Here is a 25,461-nt window from a genome sequence, read left to right as displayed (position 1 = left end):
GGAGTCTGGCTATGGTCTTTCCCACCACCGACTCACCTAATTTTGACTGGCTCATCCAGTCAGACCGAGTGCATCGCTGTCTCTACACGGATCCCGCCCTATTCGAGCTGGAGATGGAGCGCATTTTTGGCGGGACTTGGAACTACTTGGGGCACGACAGCGAGCTCCCTCAACCAGGCTCCTTCGTCCGTCGAACCCTGGGTCGGCGCCCCATTTTGCTGACCTGGGGGCGGGATGGCCAGATTCATGGCCTCTTCAACCGTTGTACCCACCGTGGCACCCTCCTGGTCACGGCGGACAGGGGATGCAGCCAGCGCCTGACCTGCCCCTATCATGGCTGGTGTTTTGACTTGGACGGTCACCTGCACACCTTGCCTGTAGCCGAAAGCTACGCCAACCCCCACAAGGCGTCGTTTCATTTGGGCCAGCTGCGGGTGGAGACCTATCGGGGCTTGATCTTTGGCACCTTGGCCGCAGACCCCCCGAAGCTGGCGAACTGGTTAGGAGCAGCGTTGCCGTGGCTGGATGAGCATCTCAATCGTCATCCCAAGGGTACCATCCGGCTGTTGGACTCTCCGGTTCGGCTGGAGTTTGCTGGCAACTGGAAGCTGCTTTGGGACAATGCTGCCGATGGGATCCATGCCACCTTTGCCCATCGCTCCTACAACCAACTCGGCCACCAAGCTAAGACGAAGACTGTTCTGGCCCGCAATCCAGCCAGCACCCCGATGGTCAGCCAAACCCTTGGCCATGGGCATTGTGTGGTGGATCAACGGCCTGGGATCCCGGGCGGCCCGTGGTCAACCATGCGACAACTGCCGACTTGCGAGGAATTGGAGGGATCCCTACGGGCTCAGTATCCTCCCGAACTGCTGGATCTGGCTACCGGCAACATGGTCAACCTCAGCCTCTTTCCCAATTTGATTCTTGTGGGTAACCAACTGATGGTAATAGAACCTCTAGCGGTGGATCGCACCCGCATCAACCTATACCTCGCAGTGGCGACGGATGTACCCGAGGAGATCAATCTGCTGCGATTACGGGTGGACGAGGATTTTGTCAGCTTTGGCACCCCGGATGATTTGGCGATTTTTGAGCGCATCCAGGAGGGGTTGGGGATCCCTGAGGAGGAGTGGTTGGATATCAGCCGGGGGGAGCAAGCGGGTGATCGACAGGATGATTGGGGCCGGGTCACAGGCTCTATTGCCAGCGAAGCGCCCATTCGAGCCTATTGGCAAGAGTGGAAACGCTTGATGAGGGAGCCTGTCCCCCTGAAGGTGCGGCGGGCTGTTGTGCGGGATTGAGGCATCGAGGCTGCTGAAAGAAGAGCCGAGCCCAAATGATTATCATTATTCAACGCCGGGATCCAAACCACCGCCGCCAGCCCCACCAGGGATCCCTTCTTGCTGCGGCAGTGGCCCTGAACAACTCAGCAACTTCTTCTCCCGTCGGCTGGGCAGGCAGGGTTTGCAAGACGCCATACAGGCCTGGCTCTTCCTGTTGCCAAACACTCCAGGGATCCGGATACGCCCGAAACAACGCCCCTTCCACCAACGAGCGCAGGTAGTAGCTGGTTTCAAAGGTACTCAAGAAGCGCTGACGCAAGCGGCGACCGGCCAAGCCCACCCCCACAGTGGCCGCATCCTGCAATTGCGGGTTGAGCAAAATCACCGGCTTGGGATCCCGCCCTTTCTGAGCCAACCCGGAGGGATCCCCACCACTGACTAGCTGGCAAACTCGTTCCACCTGATCCAGGCCATACACTGCCGGCATCACCAACAAGACACTTTGCTCCGGGCTGGGCTGAGTGCGGGGGCTGAGGCTTTGCAGTTGCAATCCCTCTGGTGTAGAGTCCCATTCCCGTTGCGCCAGGGCCGCCCCTCCCGCATCGCTAAACAACACCAACGCCGGTGGCTGCACCAGATCTAGGAAAGGACGCGCCAACACCTCCGGCTTCAGGTCAGGAGCGATGATCTCGACTAGCAAGCGACGATACCCAGCTTGCATCGCCAATCGAGTCGCCTGGATCGCTTGTTCACAGGCTTGGGCCAGATCAATGGGCAGATCTGGAAACTGGGTCAGTTGCAGTGGCTCTACCACAGCCAGGGATCCCAACAACAGTTCATCATGTTCAAGCGTTTCAAGAGTCTTCCCAAGCCTTGTGGGTGAGTAATTCCTCCAGAACCCGCGCCCCACGCAATTGGTTGGAGAGGGGTAAATGGCCCTTAGGAGCCGAGGGCTCCCAGGTGAACTCATCCGGGTAGCGGGTCCAGTGGTAGCCCTGTTTCCAGCCGATGAGCGGCCAGAGGCGTTCCCACTTGCGATTCACTCCCAGCCACAGTTGCCGCTGAATTGAGTACCCGAAGCGACCTGAAGAGGCCACCCGCCACAGTTGATCGATGGTACGCAGATCTTCAACCGGGATCCGACTCACCTCGGAAAAATACAGCCAGCCCCGCCGCATCGCTCCTTCCCCTGCCGCCCGACAGAGCAGCTGCAAGGTCAGCCGATCCGCCTCTAGCCAAGAACCTGACTCCAGCAATGTCTGCAAGGGACGGTAATCAATATCCAACATCGATGTGAGAGAGACTGCCGCCATTGCCCCATCAATTGCTAATACTACTAGGGTACCCCCCAGGATTTTAGTCGCTGTTGGCCGGGATCCCTAGACAAATCATTGCCACTCAAGTCTCGGGAGGATATTCGGGGGGATCCCCAAACATAAGGCGGTAGCCAATGTATGCTACCACTAGCAGTCCTGCCAGGATCCACAGGAACGTCGAGAAGGGTATATACGAAAAAAGAACAATATAAACCCGACGGCTAAGCCAAGACAGGATCAGGTATACCCCTGCCAAAAGGCCGATCCCCTGTAGCGTGCGAAAGGCCGGTACCCGAGAGAGGGGCATCCGCTGTCGCGCCACCCAAATGGAGCTGATGATGTAGTAGGGGGGCAGCAACAGCAGGAGGATATCCGCCTGTTTCACCACCGCTTGCCAGCCTCCGGTGTTGGAAGCATAGGCCAAATACCCAGCCCAGAGCACCACACTGACCGTTGCCAAGCCGATATTCAGGCTGAGCAAAAAGGGCTCTTCCCACTGTCCCGGGATCCAATGACAAAGGATCCAAATCAGCCAAGGGGCGGCCAAAACCAACAGAGCGATAGGCAAGCTGTTGTTATTCAACCCGATCAAAAACGTTTCCAGCGTCATGGTAGGTCATCCTAGCGCCGCCCCGATCTTGGCCGCCAAATCCACCACCCGTGAGGCATAGCCATACTCGTTGTCATACCAAGAGAGCACCTTCACCGTGCGATCTCCCAAGGTCATGGTGGATCCCAAATCGACAATCGAAGAATGGGGATCCCCGACAATATCTGCTGAAACAATCTCCGGCGGCGCAATCCCCAATACCCCCCGCATCCGGCCTTCTGATGCCTCCACAAATGCCTGATTAACGGTCTCTTTAGTCACGGGCTGTTCGGTGCGCACCACAAAGTCCACAATCGAACCGGTTAGCGTTGGCACTCGCAAAGCCAGACCGTCCATCTTCCCTTTCAGAGCGGGCAAAACTTCCGCAACGGCAGTGGCAGCCCCTGTGCTAGAGGGCACAATCGACACGGCTGCTGAGCGACCCCGACGAAAATCTTTGGGATCCGGACGATCCACAATTGCCTGGGTGGCGGTATAGGCATGGCAGGTGGTGAGAAAACCTGTCTCAATGCCGAAGCGATCCAGCAAAACCTTGGCCACCGGAGCCAGACAATTGGTGGTACAAGAGGCATTGGAGACAATATGGTGGCGGTCGGGCTCATACTGGTCATCGTTCACCCCCATCACCACCGTCAGATCGGGGCCTTTGGCAGGAGCCGAAATAATCACCTTTTTGGCCCCAGCTTCCAGATGTTTTACGGCCCCTTCCCGCTTGGTGAAAAAGCCCGTTGATTCCACCACCAAATCAATTCCCAGATCCTTCCAGGGCAGTTGGGCGGGATCCCGTTCTGCCAAAACCCGTACCTTCTGCTCGCCAACGTGTAAATGTCCTTCTGCAGCACTCACCCCCTGGGCCAATCGTCCATAGGCAGAATCGAACTGGAGCAGGTAGGCCAGATTGTCCGGTTCGGTCAAATCGTTTACTGCCACCACCTCCAGATCCAAGGCCGGCTGAGACAGCAGTATCCGCAAGAAAGCCCGCCCAATACGACCAAATCCGTTGATGGCTACCCGTGTTGTCATCGTTATCCTCCCGCGTAAACACTGTTGCGATGGATAGGTTATCTTCACAAGCGATAGGGTAAGGGGAATCAGGAGCCCGAGAGACTTTTCCACCCAAAGTCTCCAGATTTGCAGCCAGGATAAGCTGAAGGAGCTGCCAGCAAAGGAAAAAACCAAGGGATGAGGGTGTTGTTGACCAATGACGATGGCATCGACGCTGCTGGCCTCGCCAATTTGAAGCTGGCCCTACAGCCCCTGATCCCGGAAGAGCAATGCTGGATCGTGGCACCCTACCAACAATTTTCCGGTTGTAGCCACCAGGTGACGACGGGGCGACCTTTTCGAGTGGAAGCTCGGGGGGAACGTGCCTTTGCGGTGGAGGGATCCCCTGCCGACTGTGTGCGGGTGGGCTTGTATAAGTTGGCCCCAGCCGTGGATTGGGTACTTTCCGGCATTAACGAAGGGGGCAATCTCGGGTCGGATGTGTACTTGTCGGGAACAGTGGCGGCAGTGCGGGAGGCAGCGATGCGACGGATCCCGGCGATTGCCATTTCTCAATATCGGGCTGGCGGCAAGCCCATCGACTGGGAACAGGCACGCCGCTGGACGGGCAAAATCTTAGCGGAATTGATGGAACAACCCCTGCCCACCGGAGCTTTTTGGAATGTGAACCTGCCCCATTTGCCTTCGGGATCCCCTCTCCCGGAGCGAGTGTATTGCCCGTTGTGTACCCAGCCCTTGCCCCTTGACTATGCCGTTGAAGCCGAAGGCAATGAGTCTCTGTGGTTTCGTTACCAAGCCCGCTACGCGGATCGAGTCCGGGATCCGCAAACCGATACAGACGTCTGTTTTTCAGGCCGGATCGCCATTACCCAAGTGCAGTTGGCGGCGAAGAGCATGGACAATAAGGGTTAGGAGTTGGGTTTGGTACCCCTAGATGACGGCTGGGAAGCCAAACAGAATCCATGCCTGTAGCCTCCCATAGGTTTGCCGCAGCGAGCTTGGCAGATACGTCTGATGCACTGGGGGAAGTCAGCCCAACCCCCGCCGATCCCGTGCAACATCACCAGCAGCGGCGTGGATCCCAGGCTGGCTTGGCGGGGAGGCTGAAAGTGATCAGTCAGCGGCAGATTGCTATTTCAGCTAAGTTTGTGCCGCTCTTGCTGTCCTTATTGCCAGGGGTAGGGGTGGTAGCGCTGGCGACAGCTGGGGTGACGGTGGTGTACATCTACACGGATTCGATTCGGGAATTGAATGTGCAGGCCGCTCGGCAGGGAGTGGAGTTGAATGTTGGGCTGGTCACCACCCGCTTGGCGGTTCCGCCGGATGAGCCGTTGTTTTTGCCCTTACCAGAATATGAACTCACCGATGCGTTCCAAAACAGGATCCCTGTGGCCCTCCCTCTACCTAGCTTCCCTCTGCCAGAAGCACCTCCCACCCTACCGGGAACGATAATCCTTGATCCTAAGGATAGTTCTATTGGCACATCTCCCTTTGGCGAGGGAGTGGATCTGATCGGTATCATGGCCCTCCGCCTCGTTCCCCGATTTTCCGGTCAAGATACGTCTTCCAATAGAGGCATCAAGGCTAAACGCCTCAGGACGGGATGGGATAACCCTGATCTCTCATGACTCCTGTCTACCTGAGTATGCGGTTGCCCTGAAAGTTGGTGAATCCTCCTCAACCTATGAGACAAACCTATGAGATAATGGCAAAGCTGTGCCCTTTGGCATAGTCTTGTGTTTCTATCTGGCCAATTAGGGGATAGTATGGCTCACACACTATCTGGCCAATTAGGGGATAGGTCTCTGGCTCTAGTCGGGCTCCACTGCATCCTAGAGCTATACGACTGCCCGGCCAATCTTTTGGATGATGTCTCTCTTGTGCAACAGGCATTGCGGGAGGCAGCGAGACGCTCCAACTCCACTTTTTTAGGGGAACTGTGTCATCAGTTTGAGCCCCAGGGGATTACGGCCCTCGCGCTTTTGGGGGAATCTCACATTTCTATTCACACCTGGCCGGAGGCGGGCTATGCGGCGGTGGACGTGTTCACCTGTGGTCGGCATACCCAGCCGGAGGTAGCCTGTGAGTATTTGATCAGGGTGTTTCAAGCCCGTGGACATTCTCTGCGCAAGGTACCTCGCCGCCCGATGGGGATCACCGACCCTGTAGACTCCCTTAACCCTAGCTGGGAAGCTGCCCCTCGGCGAGGACGCTAGGGCATGGATACGCCTAGGATTTGGGTACAGGAATACTCCACCCCCTGGGACTACAGCGTTCGCGGCATCACCCGCATTTTGGCCTACCGACAAACCCTCTTCCAACAGATGCTGATTGTCGAGACGGGGGCCTACGGCAAAGGGTTGGTATTGGACGGGCGCTGGCAATCGACCACGGCGGATGAGTTTCTTTACCACGAGGCCTTGGTGTATCCGGCTCTGTTGCAGGTTCACCAGGCGGGTGGGATCCCGAAGCGAGTCCTGGTTTTGGGTGGCGCAGAAGGAGCGACGGTGCGAGAGGTGCTGCGCTGGCGCTCTGTTGAACAGGTGGTGATGGTGGATATCGACGGGGAGGTGGTAGAGGCCTGCCGAGAACACTTGCCGGAAATGCATCAGGGGGCGCTTGAGGATCCGCGGGTGCAGGTGGTGATTGCCGATGCTTTGGACTTTCTCCATCACACTGGCCCGATCTGGGATGTCATCCTTTCGGATTTGTCTGACCCGATCGAGTCTGGCCCTGCCTACCGCCTGTTTACCCAAGAGTTTTTCCGGCAGATCCGCTCCAAGTTGCAACCGGATGGGGCCTTCGTGGTACAAGCAGGGCCAGTGGGGCCGGTGGAATTTCAGCAGCACACCCGTATCGTTCACACCCTAAAAACGGTCTTCTCTGCTGTACAGCCCTATGCCATCTACACCCCTACCTATGGCGGACCACTGGGGTTTGCCCTCTGTGCCAGTCAGCCCATTCCCTCTCGACCAGACCCAGGCTCGATTGACCAGATCCTGGGCCAACAGTTGGATCCCGGTCGAGGAACCTTGCGATTCATCGACGGCACCACCCTTTTGGGTCTTTACCAAGTTCCTGCCCATCTACGGCGAGCTATTGCCGAAGAAACCACGGTTTATACCCTAGACACCCTTCCCCACATCGAATAAGCTAATTTCCTCAATTCTTGGCCGCAAAAACGGGATCCCGCAGGAGTTTGTCTTTGATCCCATAACTTGATAGATTCGTGAACAATCGAATTTTTCTCTACAGATGAAAGTCCTGATTATTGGTGGCGATGGATACTGCGGCTGGGCAACGGCTCTGCATCTATCCAGCAAGGGCTATGAGGTTGCCATTCTCGATTCTTATGTTCGCCGCCTCTGGGATCTGCAATTGGGGGTTTCCACTCTGACGCCGATCGCTCAACTGGAGCAACGGGTGGATCGCTGGAAAAGCTTGAGCGGCAAGGATATCCCCATCTTTGTCTGTGATATCACCCAATACGATGCCCTGATCTCCAGTCTGCGCCAGTTCCCACCGGATGCCATCGTGCATTTTGGCGAACAACGATCCGCCCCCTACTCGATGATCAGCCGTGACCATGCGGTGATGACCCAGGTGAACAATGTGGTGGGCACTCTGAACATCCTCTACGCCCTCAAAGAGGAGTTTCCCGACTGCCATCTGGTGAAGCTAGGCACGATGGGGGAATACGGCACCCCCAACATCGACATCGAAGAGGGGTACATCACCATCGAGCACAATGGCCGCAAGGATACCCTGCCCTATCCGAAGCAGCCGGGATCCATGTACCACCTTTCCAAGGTGCATGACAGCCACAACATTCACTTCGCCTGCCGCATTTGGGGTCTGCGTGCCACCGACCTCAACCAAGGGGTGGTATACGGGGTGCTGACGGACGAAACCGGCATGGATGAGATGCTGATCAACCGTCTGGATTATGACGGGGTATTTGGCACCGCGTTGAACCGCTTCTGTATTCAAGCTGCTGTTGGGCATCCGCTGACGGTGTACGGCAAAGGCGGGCAAACCCGTGGCTTTTTGGATATCCGCGATACGGTGCGCTGCGTAGAATTGGCCATTGCTCATCCTGCTGAGCCGGGGCAGTTCCGGGTGCTGAACCAATTTACCGAGCAATTTAGTGTCGAGCAGTTGGCGCTGTTGGTGCAGAAAGCGGGCACCGCGATGGGTCTCAAGGTGGAGGTGAACTACCTAGAAAACCCCCGTGTCGAGCTAGAAGAGCACTATTTCAACGCCAAAAACACCAAGCTGCTGGATCTGGGCCTGCAACCCCACTACCTATCAGATTCCCTACTGGATTCGCTGCTCAACTTTGCCCTTAGATACAAAGACCGGGTCGATATGGGGCAAATTTTACCCAAGGTGAAGTGGAAGGGTTAAGGCTCGCCCTCAAGGCACACCTGCGCCAGACTCAGCCAACTACGGGCCAAATTGTTCAGGTCGTAGCCCCCCTCGAGGCCGAAAAGGGTTTTGCGGGTGACTTGCTCTAGGCAGAGCTGAGCCATACGGCCAAAATCTTCAGGTTCTAGCAACATGCCTGCCAGGGGATCCCCTTTGGCGCAGTCAAACCCAGCACTGATCAGCAGCAGATCCGGCTGGAACTTCTGTAAAAACGGCAGAATCTTCTCGCTCAGGGCACTTTTGTAGACTGACCAATCTGAACCGGCAGGTAAAGGCACGTTACAGATGTTGCCATGGATCCCGATTTCGCTGGCGGATCCTGTGCCGGGATAGAGAGGAAACTGGTGGGTGGAGGCATAGGCCAACTGTGGATAGTGCTCCACCACCGCCTGGGTGCCATTGCCGTGATGAACATCCCAATCGAAAATGGCGACCCGCTCGATGCCCGGTTGTTCGAGCGCCCAAAGGGCTGCAATGGCGGCATTGCTAAACAGACAAAATCCCATCGCCTGCTCCGGTTCAGCATGATGTCCTGGTGGGCGACAGAGCACAAACGCCGGTTGAGAGGTTTGCAAAACCCTTTCCGATGCCGCAATCCATGCCCCTACAGCCAAGCGAGCCGCCTCAAAACTTCCAGAGGATACAAGTGTATCGGCCTCAATGCGCCCGCCGCCCGCTGCCGCCAGAGCGGCTACAGATTGAATGTGCTGAGGAGAATGAACCCGCTCGATTTCAGCAAGGGATGCCACAGGAGGATCCCGCCATTCCAGTTTGTTGGCAAAAGGTGCGCTGCGCAGGGTTTTCACAATTGACAGCAAACGCGCCGGACGCTCCGGGTGAAACGCCCCTGTATCGTGGCTGAGGAAGACATCGGAATAGTAAATGGGCAGCATAACAGAATGAGCAAGCTGAAGCGATGTTTTGCAGTCTAGCCCAGCCTCTTAACGCTGCCCCAGGTTCGGCCCCAAGGCTTTTAGCCGTAGAAGGCTTCCGACATGGATCCCGCGTAGGGATCAGCACCAAAGGAAGCTTGCTGCAACTTTTGATTGACCACATCCCGCACGACTGAGCGTAACAGTTCCTGCTCGGCAGGATTGAGTTGATTGCGGTTGGGGCACTCATCAGCAGCCAACCACATGTAAATGGCAGGGATCCGGTTTAATACCTGCTGCATCATCGATTCCCGCTCCATCGCATCATGGAACACCTGCTGGTGAGGATGCTCTCTACAGAGGCAGTCCTCTAATTCTCCCAATGCCAGGTACTCGATGATATTGACCAACATCTTTTCCATGATAAATCTCCCAAAATAATCCTTGGCAGCTCTTCAAGAGGTGTTCTGAAACGAAGATATCCTGACAGAACCTTGCTTTGGCTGAACCCCTGCTCACACCTGACTCTTGGCTGTAAGCAGTAAGGAACAAACCCCAACTTGGTTCAACCCTCACACAAACCTTCACACAATAGAAAACCCAACGTCACCAAAGCTTCCGCCAGAACGAATGGCAGGTTTCCAATTCAACTCCATCAGTTCCATCTGTCAAGTCCTAAGATCCTATCGATACCAACAATCAGCAAACCTGAAGCCCAAGCCATTGGTACCTAGCATCGGTACTACAGGGCTTGCACAGCCTTTTCACAGGTTCACAGTAAAGCTTGTGCTTCTACTGCTCACTCATGCCCACTCAACAGATCAAGCTCAATTTGCACTGCTCACACTGTAGACTGCTCACACTGTAGTATGTGGCTTGCCAAAGGACTGTAAAAGGACTGTAAGTTAGGTAAGATCACCAGCATTTGAGAAAAACATTCCAAGCTTCTGTGGAGAGAATAAAAGATCAACCAAATGAGAATCTGATGAGAAGAAGATGAGTATTTTGTTCATCGACCTCCTGTCTATCAATCAATCTAACATGCAATTGCGTAGTACCTTATGGATTTGTTGCGATCTGTACATATTTCTTGACCAAGTAAAACCTCCACGAGATGGGGTTACTTTGGAGTCACTTTTAAGATCGAGCAACGACGTGTAAAAGAATACTTGTGTAGAGAAATACTTTTGTCTTGGCGTAAGCCCAGAAGACTTAGCCCGCTATCGGCAAATTAACTCGGTGGGCCTGAGCCCAAAAAGATTCCAGATCGTAATAATCCCTTTCCTCTTGCATCAGCACATGCACGATTAGATCCGCATAATCGATCAGGATCCAAGAGCCTGATTCTTGTCCCTCAATACGGCGTGGGGCTTGCTGCCACTCTTCCCAGACCTGTTCTTCGATCGCTCGAGCAATGGCGCGGACTTGTGTAAGGGAATAGCCACTGACCAGAAGAAAGTAATCTGCCAACGTCGAAACTTGGGATACTTCCAGCAGAACGATATCGCCACCTTTTTTGTCTTCTGCGGCGCGGGCTGCGCTCAACGCCATGCGATAGATGGGATCCCCAGCAGGGTCAGGCATGAGATGTAGCAACTAAAAACCTCCTAAAACAACTGGATTTACAGGTTGATTGGCCTGGGATCGGAACACCGGAATTCCTAAGGGATGTAACAGAAAATGATTGCGCGTCATGAGCGTGCGCGGATGGATCACCTGACTCCGGTTTAGCAAAAATTTGAGGCTGAGGTCACATACCCCCACCACTGTTTGGGCCAAATCGGTGAGAGCTAATTGCCGCAACTGCGCTAAATCTGGGTTGTGGCCCCGATTCGGTTCTAGGGCATCGGCAACAAAAATCACACAACTTAACGGATCCATGCCGGGCTGCCCCAAGGTGTGGTTGGCAATGGCCGCCAAAATTTCGGGATCCTGCACCTGAAAGTGATCCCGCGCCACCAGGGATCCCGCTTCTGCGTGGAGAATATGGGGTTCTGCCCGTTCGATTTCATCCAGCTCTCGCTCTTGAGCCACCATCTCCAACAGTTTCTCAGGCGGGAAATACTTGGCCAAGTCGTGCATTAATCCCGCCCAGGCGGCCTTTTGCTTATCCAAACCATAGTGAGCCGCCAGCTCCTGTGCCGTGGCTTCTACTCCCAAAATATGGCGGAGGCGAGGGGCAGGCACCTGCTGCTCTAGCCAGTCCAGCACCTCTTCTCGTCGCAGTTGGGATCCCATCACACTACTCATTCTGCAACTTTAACACCGCCATGAATGCCTCCTGCGGCACATCCACCGTGCCCACCGATTTCATCCGTTTCTTCCCTTCTTTTTGCTTCTCCAACAGTTTTCGCTTGCGGCTCACATCCCCTCCATAACACTTAGCTAAAACATTTTTGCGCAGGGCAGGGATAGTTTCTCGAGCAACGATTTTGGAGCCAATCGCCGCTTGAATCGGCACCTCAAACTGATGACGCGGGATCAATTCCCGCAACTTCGCCACCAATGAACGGCCCACATAAAAGGCTTTATCTCGATGCACAATCGTGGATAATGAATCCACTGGATCCCCGTTGATCAAAATATCCAGTCGCACCAGATCATCCTGTCGGTAGCCAATAATTTGATAATCCATGCTGGCATAGCCACGGGTGCGGGATTTCATCTGATCAAAAAAGTCAGTGACTACTTCTGCTAGGGGCAACTCGTACACTAGCGTCGTGCGGCCCTGGGTCAGGTATTTCATATCCTTAAAGGTGCCCCGCTTGGTCTCACACAATTCCATCACCGTGCCGACAAATTCCTCGGGCAAAATGACCTCAACTTTGACGATCGGCTCCTCAATACTAGTGCGCTCGTTGGGGGAGGGCAATTCGCTGGGGTTATCCACCCGAATGACGGATCCATCGTTCAGGGTGACCCGATACACCACCGTCGGGGCCGTGATCACCAAATCCAGGTTGTATTCCCGCTCTAGACGCTCCTGTACCACCTCCATATGCAGCAGGCCCAAAAAGCCACAGCGGAACCCAAACCCCATGGCACTAGAGACTTCTGGCTCAAAGTTGAGGGCAGCATCGTTGAGCTTCAGCTTTTCTAAGGCTTCTTTCAGTTCCGCATATTGATCCGAACTGCTGGGGAATAAGCCGCAAAACACCATCGGCTTGGCTTCTTTGTAGCCCGGTAGTGGCTCCGGGGCCTTGCGACTGACCAGGGTGATAGTATCCCCAACGCGGGCATGTTCGACACTTTTAATGGCAGCAGCAATGTAACCCACTTCCCCTGCATGGAGAGCGGTAACCGGCTCTTGTATGGGGCGCATTACCCCCACTTCAGCAATTTCATACTCCCGCCCGGAAGCCATAAAGCGGATTTTGTCGCCGGTTTTCACCTCCCCATCCATGACCCGCACATAGACGATCACACCGCGATAGGGGTCGTAATAACTATCAAAAATCAAGGCCCGCAAGGGATCCACCACAGTGTCTCGGGGAGGGGGCACCCGCTGCACGATCGCTTCTAGGATTTCGTCGATACCGATGCCGACTTTGGCAGAAGCCAGAATCGCCCCGCTGCAATCCAGACCGATCACCTGCTCAATTTCTTCGATCACTCGCTCCGGCTCGGCCCCCGGCAGATCGATTTTGTTGATCACCGGAATGATTTCCAGATCATTTTCCAGCGCCAGATAGACATTAGCCAGGGTTTGGGCCTCCACCCCCTGCGAGGCATCCACCACCAACAAAGCCCCCTCACAGGCCGCCAGAGAACGGGACACTTCGTAAGTGAAATCCACATGGCCTGGGGTGTCGATCAGGTTCAAAACATAGTCCTGACCATCCTGGGCGCGGTAGTTCATGCGGGCTGCTTGCAACTTGATGGTGATACCCCGTTCCCGTTCTAGCTCCATGTTGTCCAACAGTTGGGGCTTCATTTCCCGAGCAGCCACCGTGCCTGTATCTTGCAGAAGTCGATCCGCCAGGGTGGATTTGCCGTGGTCAATGTGGGCGATGATCGAGAAGTTGCGAATGCGGGAGACGGGAACGTCGGTCATAAAAACCTGAGAAGGGCAAAGATTTTTTACGATCGTAACCCCTCCAGACTCCTACGGCTCGATCCCATGCCAAGGTACTGAGGCCGTGCTGAGTTGGCCCAACCTCGGCAGAGGATCTCTGTACTGCTGTCCCTATCCCTACTTGTCCAGCTTCTCAATGTGGTGGCGAATCTCGTTCAGGTCGATGTAGCGGTCGGTAGCATTACGTAACTCACGGGCGATCATTCCTTCGGTGGAGACCACAGTGATCAGGGTATTCTTAGAGCGCAACAACTCAACAGCCCGCTCGAAGTCGCCATCGCCGCTGAACAAAACAATCTTGTTGTATTGTTCGACCGTATTAAACATATCGATGACGATTTCGATATCCAAGTTCGCCTTTTGGGAATAACGTCCAGAATCATCATCTCGATATTCTTTGAGAAATTTGGTACGTACTGTAAAGCCTAAACTAATCAGGGCATCTCGAAAGGCTCTTTGGTCATGGGAATCCTTGATTCCGGTATACCAAAATGCATTGATCAGTTCGACATTAGGCTGTGATTTGGCAAAATACTCTAGGACGCGGCGTGGATCAAAAAACCAGCCATTCTTTTGTTGGGCATAAAACATATTGTTGCCGTCAATAAAGATGGAAACCCGAGTGACGGGAGCTTGAAACATAGAGTCATTTCCAAAAATTAAGGGTGAATGTCCAGAAAATGAGAACCCACAGAACAGGCATACAGATGAGCCAAAAGTTCATCACTTGCATCCGTCAGCGACTGAGAGATGCCGATCTCTTATCATAACCAATAGAGGGATCCCTTTCTTAACAAGCTAGCTGATCACGGCGGCGCCACTGTAGACTAAGGTGGGTTCTGGCTGCCGCAAAGCATAGTTGGCTCCTGGGTGCCCCGCCTGACTGACGTAGAGTTCCGCCAGTTGTCGCGCTAGGTTGCGAATGCGCCCAATGTAGAGGGTTCGTTCTGCCACGGCAATGACGCCACGGGCATCAAGCAGGTTGAAGCTGTGGGAACATTTGAGCACATAATCGTAAGCGGGTAGCAGCAAAGAAACCGCCAACCGATCAGGCAAAATTTGTTCCTGAAGCTTTTGTTGTGTGACTTCAATCAACCGTTTGACTTCTGCTTCATAGCGACGAAACAATTCAAACAGCATTTCTGGATCGGAGTAATGAAAATTGTAGTGGGACTGTTCCACCTCGTTTTGAAAATAAATTTGTCCATAGGTAATGCGCCCGAGGGAAGGATGTTCATTCCAGCAGAGATCGAAAACGGAATCCACCCCTTGCAGGTACATAGCTAGGCGTTCCAACCCATAGGTGATTTCCACAGAGACAGGTCGACAATCTTGCCCGCCCACCTGCTGAAAATAGGTGAATTGGGTCACTTCCATGCCATCTAACCAGACTTCCCAGCCCACACCCCAAGCCCCCAAGGTGGGAGACTCCCAGTCATCTTCCACAAAACGAATGTCGTGCTCCGCTGGATCAATCCCCAAAGCGCGCAAGCTATTCAGGTACAAATCCTGAATATCATCGGGGGAGGGCTTAATCAGTACTTGATACTGAAAATAATGCTGTAGGCGATTTGGGTTTTGCCCATAACGTCCATCGGTAGGGCGACGACAGGGCTCCACATAAGCCACCCGCCAGGGATCCGGCCCCAAAGCTCGCAAAAAGGTATGGGGACTCATGGTGCCTGCCCCTTTTTCGGTGTCATAAGGTTGCAGGATCAAGCAGCCTTGTTCCCCCCAAAACTGTTGCAATTGAAAAATGAGATTTTGAAAATGATGGGTTGACATGGCAAGTGAAAAAGGGCGTAGACACAGGGCAGCTCCCATCCTATCAAGGCCCTTCCCCCCTCAGTCGATCAGCTCCTCTTGATCTTGGGGATCCAGGTAGGCCCACTCGATCGGTGGCATTTGGTCAAAGGCCTGCTTGAGGGAACTCTCCCACAGTTTGCGCATTTTGGCTAAATAGGGATCCCCGGTGCGCAGGCGCAGGCGATGGCTCACTTTGAGCTGATCCGCCTGAACCATCACCAGATCGATGGGTGGCCCGACGGAAATGTTGGATTTCATGGTGGAGTCGATGGAGAGGAGGGCACATTTGGCGGCATCCTCCAGGGGGGTTTCATAGGAGAGGGTGCGATCTAGGATCGGTTTGCCATATTTGGTTTCCCCCACCTGCAAAAAGGGGGTTTCGGGGGTGGCCTGAATGCAGTTGCCCTGGTTGTAAATCAGGTAGAGGGATGGATTTTCGCCGCGGATCTGTCCCCCCAGCAGCAGGCTGCATTGGGCATCGATGCCATCTTTTTCCAGCCAGGGGCGGTCTTGCTCTTGAATGATGCGAATTTTGGAGCCCAGGTAGCGGGCGATGTCGTAGAGATTGGGCAGGGTGTGCAGGTTGAGGGTTTCCTGTTGGCGCAGATCCCGCTGAATCTCGGTGAGGACGCTCTGGGTAATGGATAAGTTGCCGGAGGTGCAGATCAAGATCACCCGCTCTTCTGGCAACGAGAAATCGAACAATTTTTGATAGGTGGAGACGTAATCAACCCCTGCATTGGTACGGGAATCTGCGGCCATCACCAACCCGGAGTGCGTGATGATGCCAAGGCAGTAGGTCATGGAAGTAACCGGCTCAGCCCTTTGATTGTAGGGTGCTTCAGGGGAGAGCAGATCCGATTTTGTCGCGGATTTCTTCGCGGATGCGGGCGGTGATCGAGGCTTCGTCTAGGTCGGCCAAAATCTGGGCAATGCCAGCTTTGGGCCCCTCGGGTCCCCAACTGGCTCCTTGGGTGAGGTAGCGGCGGGCCGATTCCCCAATCGCGTAACAGGAAACCCCCGCCAACACCGCTTGGGTGAGGGCCACGGAGGTGTAGGCCCCCAAAGAGAACCCCCCACCGAAGGGAACGGATCCCCCCAGCAAGGTTTTCAGGGATCCTAACCCCAACAGGGCTACCCATTCCCCGGCCCCCAGGCTGAGCATGCTGAGGATGATCTTTTGTAGCAGTTGAGTCGCCCCCTGAGTGCTCATGGGTAACCCGTACAAGTGAGATAGGCGCAGGATGAGGGCGACATCGATGGCCAAGCCCCCCAGCGTATCCAACAGGGTGATCGGGTTGAGGGCCACCGCCAGCGCTTTGGTGCGTGCTGCTGAGCCAATCAGATCTTGCGCTTGTTCAGAGCGGGTTTCTAGCTTACGTTCGATCACCTGTTGATTCAAGCGATCCGCAAACAGCAAAGCATTCAGAGCCAGCAGAGAACGCCCCTCCCGGTGCAAGACTTCCAGGATCTTCAGCCGTAACCCATCCACCTGCGGGGATCCCACCTCTAGCTGCGCCCCGAAGCTGCCATCCGGCTTTTGCACCAAGCGAGGAATGCGGGGGGATGCCGCCACCATCACGATTTCGTTGGCAGAAAGGAGCTGCCGCACCCGTTCATTGCGGATTTTGTCGTAGATAGCCTGCCGATCTGCCTCGGGGTACTGGTCGATTTTGTTGAACACCAGCAGCATCGGTTTACCTGCCTCCCGTAGGGCCGCCAACGCCTCAAACTCCACCCGTGTCAAGTCTCCACAGATCACAAACAGGATCAAATCCGCCCGCTGCGCAACCTCCTGGGCCAGTTGGGCTCGGGTTTCTCCATCCACTTCGTCGAGGCCGGGGGTGTCGATCAGCTCCAGACGGGATCCCTCCCAACGGGTTACCTGTACCGATTGAACCGAGGCCGGGGGTAGGTAGGATCCCTGGGCGGTCACCGGCTCCGCTCGGGTTTTTGGGCGGGTTTCCCAACTGACGTTCCAGGCGGCGGCTTGCTGGCTGCGGGTAACGCCATGGGTGGGCCCCGTTTCAAACACCGACTCTCCCAACAGGGCATTGAGCAGAGAGGATTTGCCCCGTCCCACCAGGCCAAAGGCGGCGATGTGAATCACTTCCGTTTCCAGCTTGTCCAGGAGGGTTTGCAGGCTGTGCAACTCCGCTTCCAAGCCCACTGCTTCTTGGGGCTGTAGATCCAGTTGGGCCACCCACTGGCGTAGGCTGCGTTTGGCTTGCTGGTAGTTGAGATCATCTTGGAGGGTATTGCGGCGGGCCATGGTGACCAATACAAATAGGGGATCCGAAAATCAGCCGGTTTTCCAAAGTTGCAGGAAATAATGGAGGAATACAGCCTCGGCCCGGGCTGGAGCAGTGGGGGCGGGCTGATCCCATTTAAGGCTTTTCAAGAGGAGACTCACCATGCCCAAGGCGATTTGGAACGGAGCGGTATTGGCAGAGACAGAGCGCTACGAGACCGTAGAAGGCAATATCTATTTTCCGCCAGAATCCCTCCATCAGGAGTATTTTCAACCCAGTTCCACCCACACCACCTGCCCCTGGAAGGGGTTGGCTAGCTATTACAGCATTGTGGTGAATGGGCAGGAGAACAAAGATGCCGCCTGGTACTACCCGGATCCCAAGCCTGCCGCCGCCAACATCCGCGGTTATGTGGCCTTTTGGAAAGGGGTTAAGGTGGAAGCCTAGCCATCCTGGCTGACTCAGTAAGATGGAGTAGAGAAAAACCTGGAGGGGCAGTAATGCTGACCGATAGCCTGACCCGTTTGCGTCAGCAGAACGGGATCCTTTTCAGCTTAACCCGCTGGTCGGGGGGGCTGTGTTTGGCTGGCCTGAGCCTGCTGCTGTTTGGCTGTACCCCCGAGGGCTTTCGCACCCCACAGCCCAACCTCACCAACAGCGGCCTAAACAGCATCTTCCCGGATGGGGAGCCTGCCTTTAGTGGGGATGGCCGTTACTTAGTGTTTTCTTCGGCTCGCAGTGGCAGCCAAGATATTTTTCTGTATGACACCCAAGAGCGGCGCCTGGTAGAATTGCCTGGCCTCAACTCCAGCGATGTGGCCACCACCTCCCCCGACATCAGTGCGGATGGCCGCTACATCGTCTATGTATCAAACGCGCTGGGCAAGTCAGAGATTTTTCTCTACGACCGCCAAACCCGTAATGTACAAAATATCAGCAGCCGGGTAGCCGGGGATGTGCGCAACCCCACCATTAGCGGTGATGGTCGGTTTATCGCCTTTGAGAGCAACGGCCAGGGACAATGGCACATCGAGATTTTCGACCGTGGCCCTGCCGCCAGCACTCGCCCCACTACCCCCTCTTCCCCCAATCCCAGCTCCGGATCGTGAATAGGCTGGGGGCGGACTGGCTCAGGCTAGGATAGACTTCCCCGCCCTGGAAGAGTTGCTGCATGATTGCCCCTTTTGCCCAACGTCTGCACCCCCTTGGCTCCAATGTGTTTGACCAGATGGATCAAGCCAAGCGGGAGGCTCGGCAGTCGGGTCTAGATTTGATCGATCTTTCCCTGGGATCCTCCGATCTGTTTCCGCCCCCCGAGGCGTTGGCCACAGTGCAATCGGCCCTCTCGGATCCGACCACCTATGGGTACACGCTCTTTCACGATACGGTTGCTTTTCGTGCTGCCTGTGCCAAGTGGTATGAGGGAAAGTTTGGCCTAGAGATTGACCCAGAAACGGAGGTGTTGCCGCTGATCGGATCCCAGCAGGGGACGGCACTGTTGCCCTTGGCTCTGCTCAACCCTGGCGATGTGGCGTTGCTTACGGATCCGGGCTACCCCTCCCATGTGGGCGGGATCCATTTGGCGGGCGGGATCCCCTACTATTTGCCCTTGCTGGCGGAGCATTCTTTTTTGCCCCAGTGGAACCGGATCCCGGAGGAGATCTGTCGGCAGGCGCGGCTGCTGGTGTTGAGCTATCCCCACAACCCCACCACGGCAACGGTGACACCGGAGTTTTGGCAGGAAGCGCTGCACTTTTGCCGGCAGCACCAACTGGTTTTGGCCCACGATTTCCCCTATGTGGACTGGCGTTTTGATGGCCAAGTGGCCCCTTCAGCTTTACAGGCGGACCGGGATAAGACCTGCACGATCGAGTTTTTTTCCTTGTCCAAGTCTTATCACATGGGGGGGTTTCGGGTAGCCTATGCCATCGGCAACCGGGAGCTGATTCGGGCGCTGCGACTGGTGAAATCCACCATCGACTTCCATCAATATCAGGGTATTCTGCGCGGCGCAGCAGCGGCTTTGGCGGCTCCAGAAACTTTTTTGCACCATTGGCGGCAGGTGTATCGTGAGCGGCGGGATATCGCAGTGGCGGCACTACATGGCATCGGTTGGCCCGTGCCGCTGCCGGAAGCGACGATGTATCTATGGGCACCTTTGCCGGCGGGCTACGCGGGATCCTCTGGACAGTTCTGCCTGGACTTGGTGAAAACAACGGGGGTAGCGTTGTCTCCCGGCTCTGGCTTTGGCCTCAGTGGGGAGGGCTACGTGCGTTTTGCTCTGGTGGTCGAGGGATCCCGTTTGTGGGAAGCCGTCGGACGGATCGGCCACTTTCTGGCAAAAGGAAGGGGGGATGCCCTCAAGAATCCTTGAGCTGAGCCTGAGTCACCGCCAAGGCTAGGGCCGTCGCGCCAATCGTCCCAAGCGGCAGGATCAACAGGTTCAACAGCGGAATCGCCAACAGGAGTGCCGACATGAGGCCAAATCCTGCCATCAAGGCCCGATGTTCGGAAACAAACCGGAGCTTTGCCCCTAGCCGCCAACCCCACAGCCCCAAGACGGGATCCACCATATCCAGGGCCGCCAAATAGATCCAAATCCCCAGCCCGATACTGTGTCCTAGCCCCGGCAGTAACCAACTAAGCCCCAACCCGATTAGGGCCAGCACCAGTTGCAAGCCGATCAACCCCAACACGTCTACCAACACCGCCCCTAGGCTCAATTCCCCCCGTTTGACCTGACCGATCAACCGCTGTTCGGTTTGGGCTGCCAAGTGTTCCCGAAACGGGCCGGCCACCAGCGTGACCAACGGAAAAAACAGAAAATAAGTTAGCCCCAGCACAATCAATAGGGCCACCAACCCTTGTGCTAACCCCAACAGCCACAGAGGAACGGCCAAGACTTCGAGGCCATGCCGTGTTAGCCAAGCACCCAAGAACGCCAATCCGCCAAAGGTGGCCGCCGTTATGAGCGTGGGCAGGGCTCCCCACAGTTGCAGGTGCCGAGAACGCCAAAATAAGCTCCACCCAAAGACGAAAAAGCGGATACCCATCCAAAATTGGTACAGGGATCCCCCATGGCGGCGATACTGGGTGATCAGCGTCGGAGGGATCCCCAGAGATCCTTTTAGAGCAGGGGAATGGGGATCTGGGGAAGGATGGGATAGGGCCATTGGTTTCTCTTGGTACTCTGCCTAGTCACCCTGACTGAGAATTGCACCTTGCCCAGCAAGATAGTGCTACGCACCTTGCCCAGCAAGATAGAATAAGGCCAACCAACCCTTGCCCTGTTGGATCTGGATTGGGGTTGACCGTGGGATCTTTGGCTATGTTCGACAAACTGCTCTTTCCCATTGATAACTCGCGTGAGACCAGTCATGCCTTGCCGTTGGTGGCGGATATGGCGCAGCGCTACCAAAGCCAGGTGTATCTGCTTTCGGTTTTGGATGATGCTGAACTCGGCCCTGAGCAAGCACAACAGGCACGACAAAACATCCAAACTTTGCTCAAACAGACAGAGTCGGGCCTGCACCAAATTGGGCTTGGCAATGTCAAGAGTGAGTATCGGGAGGGGAAGGTGCCCTTTGTGATTTGTGATATGGCCGATGAGCTGGAGATCGACCTGATCATCATGGGCTGCCGGGGCCTCAGCCTGTCTGGACAAGGGCGGGACGACTCCGTCAGTAACCGGGTGATCAACCTCTCCCCTTGCCCAGTGTTGGTGGTGCCCTAGGTGGGAGGGATCCCATAGACGGTATTCTGAAGAGTACGTCAAGGCTGGTTCTTGTCTGGGTTCTTGAATGTTGCCTTGTGTAACGACGAGGCTGCTGTCATTTGTCTCCCTAGAGAGGCTGCAGTACAACGAAGAGCGAGAGAAGACCCATCGTGATGTGATGCAGCGGGTTTCAGTTCCACCGTTAGGGATTGTCATGGAAAGTCGTGGCCATAATAAGTCCTCGCAGAAAAATTTTGAGGTGATGCGGAATTTCGCAGAGACCTACGCCAAACGTTCCGACACTTATTTTTGCTCGGATCCTTCGATTACGACGGCAGTGATTGAGGGTTTGGCCCTCCATAAAGAACAGTTGGGAGCGCCCCTGTGTCCCTGTCGCTTTTATGAGGATAAAGAGGCAGAGGCGAAAGCGGGTTACTGGAACTGCCCCTGTGTCCCGATGCGGGAACGGAAGGAGTGCCACTGTTTGTTATTCTTAACCCCTGAGAATCCCTTTGCGGGCAGCAATCAAACCCTGGAAGAGGTGAACCTGGAGTATTGACCCCGAAGTATTGCGAAATATGGATTGGCAGGTGGATTGACAAGGGATCCCTGGCAAAATCTGGCAGCGAGGGAGCAAGTGAAGATTCAGAACGGTTGCAAAGCTCGATATGATCGAGGAGCCCTTTGGGGCTATTGACTCGCACAAGAAGGAAACTCTTTTATGACTGCCTCACTTTCTAACTTCCTCTGGAGCCTAGTCGCTGGTGCTGTGGTGCTGGGTGCTCTCTTCGGCGCTATTGTCTTCGTCAGCCAAAAGGATAAGGTTCGTCGTCGTTGAGCCTTCGCTCGAAGCCCTTGTGGCTGGGATGGCTGGTTCTACGGTTGCAAGTTACTTGTAAATTACTTGGGTTCGTCAGTACTATGGCTCACTCTCTTCATTTGCATAGAGTGGGCCTCAGTCCTGGCTTAGGGTCTGAGCTGATGAGAGGCGAGTTTGCGACGATAAAGACTCATGGGTTTGCGCTGGCTCTTGCCTGGGTTTCCCTGAACGATTCAACAGCAGATGGGCACTGGGTACGGCATAGAGGGCCAAAAGGGTGGTTCCCCCCAAGCCCCCGGCAATACAGATGGCCAAGGGCGGCCAGAACCCTGTAGCATCAAACAGCAACGGCGTGAACCCCACCAGTGTGGTCAGGGTAGTCGCCACCACATGTCGGGTGGAACGGCCCACCACTTGCAAGGTGACCACAGGATCCCCCCACCGGGTCAGCGGATGCTCCCGCAGAGCCGAGAGCACCACGATTGAGTCGTTGATGGCTAATCCCACCAAACCCAAGGTGCCCAGAATGGCGGTAAAGCCGAAAGGATAGCCCGACACATACAAAGACCCCTGCCCCAATCCTCCGGCACAGGCGGCGATGACCAGGATGATCCCGGCGGGCACAAAGGAGTTAAACGAGAGCACCAGGGTGGCCAACATCAGCACCGACAATACCCCCACTGTCGAGAGCAGGTTGGCAATCGAGGAGCCCCGCGCATCCGCTTCACCCCCCAACTCGAAGCGATACTCCAGCGGCAAAGCCAGGGCACTTTGATCCAAGCGCTCCAGAAAATCCGCTAACACCTGGGAGGGCAGGATCCCGGCGGTGGTATAGGCCTGAATGGTATTCACCCGTTGCCCCTGCCGGCGGGCGATCACCGCTTGCTCAGCCATCAGGTTCACGGATCCTAAGGTGGCGAGGGGTACCCGCTCCTGCCCCACCACATCCAGGGATCCCATCGCTTGCACCTGGGAGCGCAGTGTGTCGGGCAGCCGCACCCGTACCGGCAGCTCTTCGTTATCCTCCAGAATAGATCCGCCCGTTATCCCCTCTAGATAGGCATCCAGTTGGGTGGCCACCTCCGCTTGGGTGAGGCCGACGCGGCGGGTTTCTTCTTCATCCAGAGTTAAGCCCAGCTTGGGCAGAGCTTCGCTGAGGGTGGCGCGGGTGTGCAACACCTGCGGGGTTTGGGCCAACAGACCGCGCACCTGTTCCCCCAACTGCCGCAACTGCTCCAGATCTGGGCCGTAGAGCCGCAACTCGATCGGAGCCTCGAAGGGGGGGCCTTGCTCCAGTTGCCGTACCAACACTTGCGCCTGGGGCAGAGCCTGATCCAGCTCCTGCTGCAGGTCACGAATCAGCTCGGAACTGGCGGCTTCTGTCAGTTGCACCAGTGCCTGGGCATAGTTGGGGGAGTTTTGTTGACCGCTCAAGACGTTGTAATAGAAGCGGGGGGCGGCTTGGCCCAAAAACCAGCTTACCTGCTGCACATCAGCATGGGTGAGAATCTGCTGTTCCGCCTGCAAGACGACTGCTTCGGTGGCCGCCAGAGAGGCCTGAATCGGCAGCCGCAACTCGAGATAAAACTGATCCCGCCCGGCAGGCGGAAAAAACTGCTGTGGCAACAGGGGCGCAACGGCAAATCCGGCCACGGGCAGCACCAATCCCAAAAGGATCCCCACCAAGGGACGACGAAAGGTAAGACCCAATGAGCGCTCATAAATGCGGCTTAGGGCTGCGGAATGAAAGCCAATCTGCCACCAAGCCTGCCCAGGGGCATTCATTAGACCATCGAGGCGACCCACCAGAGCCGGGATCACCCTCAAGGACAAGATCAACGAGCTGGTCAAGGCCAAAATCACCGTGGTGCCAATTGTGCCCGTGAACTCGCCTACTGCCCCAGGGGCCAAGGCAATCGGCAAGAAGGCCAGCACCGTCGTCAGGGTGGATCCCAATAGGGGCACCGCCATATGGCCCACACTCTGCCCCACCGATTGCGCTCCGTCCAATCCCGCCCGCAGACGGATCCCCACCTCATCCACCATGATGATGGCGTTGTCGATCAGTAACCCCAAGGCGATGATCAACCCCGTGATGGAGATCTGATGCAAGGGGATCCCCATCGCCTTCATGCTGCCAAACACCATCAAACAGGACAGGGGCAAGGCCAAACCCACAATCAGCGATGACCGCCAGCCCATGATCACCAGCGTCACCCCAATCACCAATCCCGCCCCAATCAGCAAATTGCCCAGCACCGTGCGCAGGCGGGCCTGCACATAGCGGCTTTGATCCAGCACCACCTGCAAGCGGATCCCGGGGGGCAAACTGTTTTCAAAATTCTGCAACGCCGACCGGGCACGGACGGCCCATTCATCCACCTGCTCTTGGAATTCTACCTGGGCCGACACTACCACTGCCGGCTTGCCATCTAGCAATGCTTTGGTCGCCAGCGGTTCGCGAATGCCCCGGCTCACCCGGGCGATATCCCCCACATAGGCCACCTGCCCACCGGATCCCAATTGGATGGGGATCCGCCGGATTCGCTCCAGTGAGTTCAGCTCCCCTTGAATTTCCAGCAACAGCTGATTGTCAAAGCCGCGCACTTGCCCCGCCGCCACCCGTGCATCGCTGGCCTGCAACTGAGCCGCCACTGCCTGGGGGGTCAAGCCCAACTGCGCCAAGCGCACGGGATCCACCTCCACCCGAATCTCTTCTTCTGCTTCCCCAAAGCGTTCGACAGTTTTGCTACCAGGCAGGCGGCGCAGATCCTCCTGCAGGGTTTCCGCCAGTCGGCTCAAGAGGCCGTAGTTGGGATCCCCGGGCAAATTCCACACCAACCCGGCAATCAGGGCATTGGCGGAGATAGTGGCCACCTCCACCTCGGGCTCTGTTGCCCCGGGCGGCAGTTCAGGAATAGCATCTGAGGCTTTGTCCCGCACCCGCGACCAGGCGGCATCCACATTGCTGATGGTGTCCTTGAGCTGCACCTGAATCACCGAAATGCCTAGCCGCGAGGTGGAGGTGAGGGTGTCGAGCTCCTCTAGCTCCCGCAGCTTTTGCTCAATCGGCTCCGTGACCAGGGTTTCCATCCGCTGGGGGCTAGCCCCCGGCAAAAACGTCGTGACCGTGGCATTACGGGGAGTCAGTTCCGGATCCTCTAATCGTGGCAGGGCAAAAAAGGAGCTCAATCCCCACACTAGAATCAAAATCAGCGTCAGGATCAGCAGTTGCACATTGCGAAAAAACAAGTTCGACATGATTGGGGATCCTCT

27 protein-coding genes are annotated in these 25,461 nt (G+C 55.8%); 12 read left to right on the top strand and 15 right to left on the bottom strand.

The window, feature by feature from the left end; all coding sequences use genetic code 11:
• The first annotated feature begins 11 nt into the window (after nt 1-11).
• Entirely contained in the window at nt 12-1,304 is a 1,293-nt protein-coding gene (locus tag L1047_RS09360) for an aromatic ring-hydroxylating oxygenase subunit alpha (protein ID WP_235278589.1), read from the top strand.
• Between the two features lie 49 nt (nt 1,305-1,353).
• On the opposite strand, the gene L1047_RS09355 is transcribed toward L1047_RS09360, so the two are convergent.
• The 4 genes from L1047_RS09355 to gap all read right to left on the bottom strand — a co-directional run bounded on the left by L1047_RS09355 (nt 1,354) and on the right by gap (nt 4,235).
• Complete coding sequence (locus L1047_RS09355) at nt 1,354-2,100, bottom strand: DUF1995 family protein (protein WP_235278588.1); 747 nt, start codon at nt 2,098-2,100, stop codon at nt 1,354-1,356.
• Between the two features lie 40 nt (nt 2,101-2,140).
• Nucleotides 2,141-2,599 (bottom strand): GUN4 domain-containing protein, encoded by a 459-nt coding sequence (locus L1047_RS09350; protein WP_235278587.1) that lies wholly within the window; start codon nt 2,597-2,599, stop codon nt 2,141-2,143.
• Between the two features lie 85 nt (nt 2,600-2,684).
• Nucleotides 2,685-3,212: a hypothetical protein gene (locus tag L1047_RS09345; RefSeq protein ID WP_235278586.1), complete on the bottom strand. Its 528-nt coding sequence runs from the start codon at nt 3,210-3,212 to the stop codon at nt 2,685-2,687.
• A 6-nt stretch (nt 3,213-3,218) separates the two neighbouring features.
• Entirely contained in the window at nt 3,219-4,235 is a 1,017-nt protein-coding gene (gene gap / locus L1047_RS09340; RefSeq protein WP_235278585.1) for a type I glyceraldehyde-3-phosphate dehydrogenase, read from the bottom strand.
• Between the two features lie 159 nt (nt 4,236-4,394).
• Between gap and surE the strand changes: the two genes are divergently transcribed.
• The 5 genes from surE to L1047_RS09315 all read left to right on the top strand — a co-directional run bounded on the left by surE (nt 4,395) and on the right by L1047_RS09315 (nt 8,624).
• A complete protein-coding gene (surE, locus tag L1047_RS09335; protein WP_235278584.1) occupies nt 4,395-5,129 on the top strand; it encodes a 5'/3'-nucleotidase SurE in 735 nt (244 codons plus the stop codon).
• 50 nt (nt 5,130-5,179) lie between these two features.
• Entirely contained in the window at nt 5,180-5,845 is a 666-nt protein-coding gene (locus tag L1047_RS09330) for a hypothetical protein (protein WP_235278583.1), read from the top strand.
• A 138-nt stretch (nt 5,846-5,983) separates the two neighbouring features.
• Complete coding sequence (gene speD, locus L1047_RS09325) at nt 5,984-6,433, top strand: adenosylmethionine decarboxylase (protein ID WP_235278582.1); 450 nt, start codon at nt 5,984-5,986, stop codon at nt 6,431-6,433.
• 3 nt (nt 6,434-6,436) lie between these two features.
• Nucleotides 6,437-7,369 (top strand): fused MFS/spermidine synthase, encoded by a 933-nt coding sequence (locus L1047_RS09320; protein ID WP_235278581.1) that lies wholly within the window; start codon nt 6,437-6,439, stop codon nt 7,367-7,369.
• Between the two features lie 103 nt (nt 7,370-7,472).
• Complete coding sequence (locus L1047_RS09315) at nt 7,473-8,624, top strand: NAD-dependent epimerase/dehydratase family protein (protein ID WP_235278580.1); 1,152 nt, start codon at nt 7,473-7,475, stop codon at nt 8,622-8,624.
• Here L1047_RS09315 and L1047_RS09310 read toward each other — a convergent pair.
• The 9 genes from L1047_RS09310 to L1047_RS09270 all read right to left on the bottom strand — a co-directional run bounded on the left by L1047_RS09310 (nt 8,621) and on the right by L1047_RS09270 (nt 17,670).
• Nucleotides 8,621-9,538 carry a histone deacetylase family protein gene (locus L1047_RS09310; protein WP_235278579.1) on the bottom strand — a complete coding sequence of 306 codons (918 nt, stop codon included), beginning with the start codon at nt 9,536-9,538 and terminating at the stop codon, nt 8,621-8,623. The genes L1047_RS09315 and L1047_RS09310 overlap by 4 nt on opposite strands.
• 80 nt (nt 9,539-9,618) lie before the next feature.
• Nucleotides 9,619-9,939: a hypothetical protein gene (locus L1047_RS09305; protein ID WP_235278578.1), complete on the bottom strand. Its 321-nt coding sequence runs from the start codon at nt 9,937-9,939 to the stop codon at nt 9,619-9,621.
• A gap of 790 nt (nt 9,940-10,729) precedes the next feature.
• Nucleotides 10,730-11,101, bottom strand: coding sequence for a ribosome silencing factor (rsfS, locus tag L1047_RS09300; protein WP_235278577.1), 372 nt, complete (start codon nt 11,099-11,101; stop codon nt 10,730-10,732).
• A 12-nt stretch (nt 11,102-11,113) separates the two neighbouring features.
• Nucleotides 11,114-11,767 (bottom strand): bis(5'-nucleosyl)-tetraphosphatase (symmetrical) YqeK, encoded by a 654-nt coding sequence (gene yqeK / locus L1047_RS09295; RefSeq protein WP_235278576.1) that lies wholly within the window; start codon nt 11,765-11,767, stop codon nt 11,114-11,116.
• Nucleotides 11,760-13,571 carry a translation elongation factor 4 gene (lepA, locus tag L1047_RS09290; RefSeq protein WP_235278575.1) on the bottom strand — a complete coding sequence of 604 codons (1,812 nt, stop codon included), beginning with the start codon at nt 13,569-13,571 and terminating at the stop codon, nt 11,760-11,762. Before lepA ends, yqeK begins: the two co-directional genes overlap by 8 nt.
• A 138-nt stretch (nt 13,572-13,709) precedes the next feature.
• The gene (locus tag L1047_RS09285) at nt 13,710-14,234 is read right to left on the bottom strand and encodes a LabA-like NYN domain-containing protein (protein WP_235278574.1); all 525 of its coding nucleotides are present in this window, start codon (nt 14,232-14,234) and stop codon (nt 13,710-13,712) included.
• 156 nt (nt 14,235-14,390) lie between these two features.
• The gene (gene glyQ / locus L1047_RS09280) at nt 14,391-15,377 is read right to left on the bottom strand and encodes a glycine--tRNA ligase subunit alpha (RefSeq protein WP_235278930.1); all 987 of its coding nucleotides are present in this window, start codon (nt 15,375-15,377) and stop codon (nt 14,391-14,393) included.
• A 60-nt stretch (nt 15,378-15,437) separates the two neighbouring features.
• Nucleotides 15,438-16,202 carry a proteasome-type protease gene (locus L1047_RS09275; protein WP_235278573.1) on the bottom strand — a complete coding sequence of 255 codons (765 nt, stop codon included), beginning with the start codon at nt 16,200-16,202 and terminating at the stop codon, nt 15,438-15,440.
• 37 nt (nt 16,203-16,239) lie between these two features.
• A complete protein-coding gene (locus L1047_RS09270; protein ID WP_235278929.1) occupies nt 16,240-17,670 on the bottom strand; it encodes a DUF697 domain-containing protein in 1,431 nt (476 codons plus the stop codon).
• Nucleotides 17,671-17,812: 142 nt separating this feature from the next.
• Between L1047_RS09270 and L1047_RS09265 the strand changes: the two genes are divergently transcribed.
• The 3 genes from L1047_RS09265 (at nt 17,813) to L1047_RS09255 (ending at nt 20,024) form a co-directional block, all read left to right on the top strand.
• A complete protein-coding gene (locus L1047_RS09265) occupies nt 17,813-18,097 on the top strand; it encodes a DUF427 domain-containing protein (protein ID WP_235278572.1) in 285 nt (94 codons plus the stop codon).
• A gap of 53 nt (nt 18,098-18,150) precedes the next feature.
• A complete protein-coding gene (locus tag L1047_RS09260) occupies nt 18,151-18,759 on the top strand; it encodes a TolB family protein (RefSeq protein ID WP_235278571.1) in 609 nt (202 codons plus the stop codon).
• A gap of 62 nt (nt 18,760-18,821) precedes the next feature.
• Nucleotides 18,822-20,024 carry an LL-diaminopimelate aminotransferase gene (locus L1047_RS09255; RefSeq protein ID WP_235278570.1) on the top strand — a complete coding sequence of 401 codons (1,203 nt, stop codon included), beginning with the start codon at nt 18,822-18,824 and terminating at the stop codon, nt 20,022-20,024.
• Here the strand turns inward: L1047_RS09255 and L1047_RS09250 are convergent.
• Nucleotides 20,011-20,823, bottom strand: a complete 813-nt coding sequence (locus tag L1047_RS09250; protein ID WP_235278569.1) for an EI24 domain-containing protein — start codon at nt 20,821-20,823, stop codon at nt 20,011-20,013. The genes L1047_RS09255 and L1047_RS09250 overlap by 14 nt on opposite strands.
• A gap of 155 nt (nt 20,824-20,978) precedes the next feature.
• Between L1047_RS09250 and L1047_RS09245 the strand changes: the two genes are divergently transcribed.
• From L1047_RS09245 to L1047_RS09235, 3 genes are all read left to right on the top strand, one after another.
• A complete protein-coding gene (locus tag L1047_RS09245) occupies nt 20,979-21,383 on the top strand; it encodes a universal stress protein (protein ID WP_235278568.1) in 405 nt (134 codons plus the stop codon).
• Nucleotides 21,384-21,579: 196 nt separating this feature from the next.
• Nucleotides 21,580-21,924: a ferredoxin-thioredoxin reductase catalytic domain-containing protein gene (locus L1047_RS09240; RefSeq protein ID WP_235278928.1), complete on the top strand. Its 345-nt coding sequence runs from the start codon at nt 21,580-21,582 to the stop codon at nt 21,922-21,924.
• Nucleotides 21,925-22,086: 162 nt separating this feature from the next.
• Nucleotides 22,087-22,203, top strand: a complete 117-nt coding sequence (locus L1047_RS09235) for a photosystem II reaction center X protein (protein WP_235278567.1) — start codon at nt 22,087-22,089, stop codon at nt 22,201-22,203.
• A gap of 117 nt (nt 22,204-22,320) precedes the next feature.
• Here the strand turns inward: L1047_RS09235 and L1047_RS09230 are convergent, their stop codons facing one another.
• Nucleotides 22,321-25,446, bottom strand: a complete 3,126-nt coding sequence (locus L1047_RS09230; RefSeq protein WP_235278566.1) for an efflux RND transporter permease subunit — start codon at nt 25,444-25,446, stop codon at nt 22,321-22,323.
• Between the last annotated feature and the right edge of the window lie 15 nt (nt 25,447-25,461).

It is taken from the genome of Synechococcus sp. Nb3U1 (assembly GCF_021533835.1).
Taxonomy (GTDB): Bacteria; Cyanobacteriota; Cyanobacteriia; order Thermostichales; family Thermostichaceae; genus Thermostichus.
This window is presented reverse-complemented; position numbering and strand designations above follow the sequence as displayed.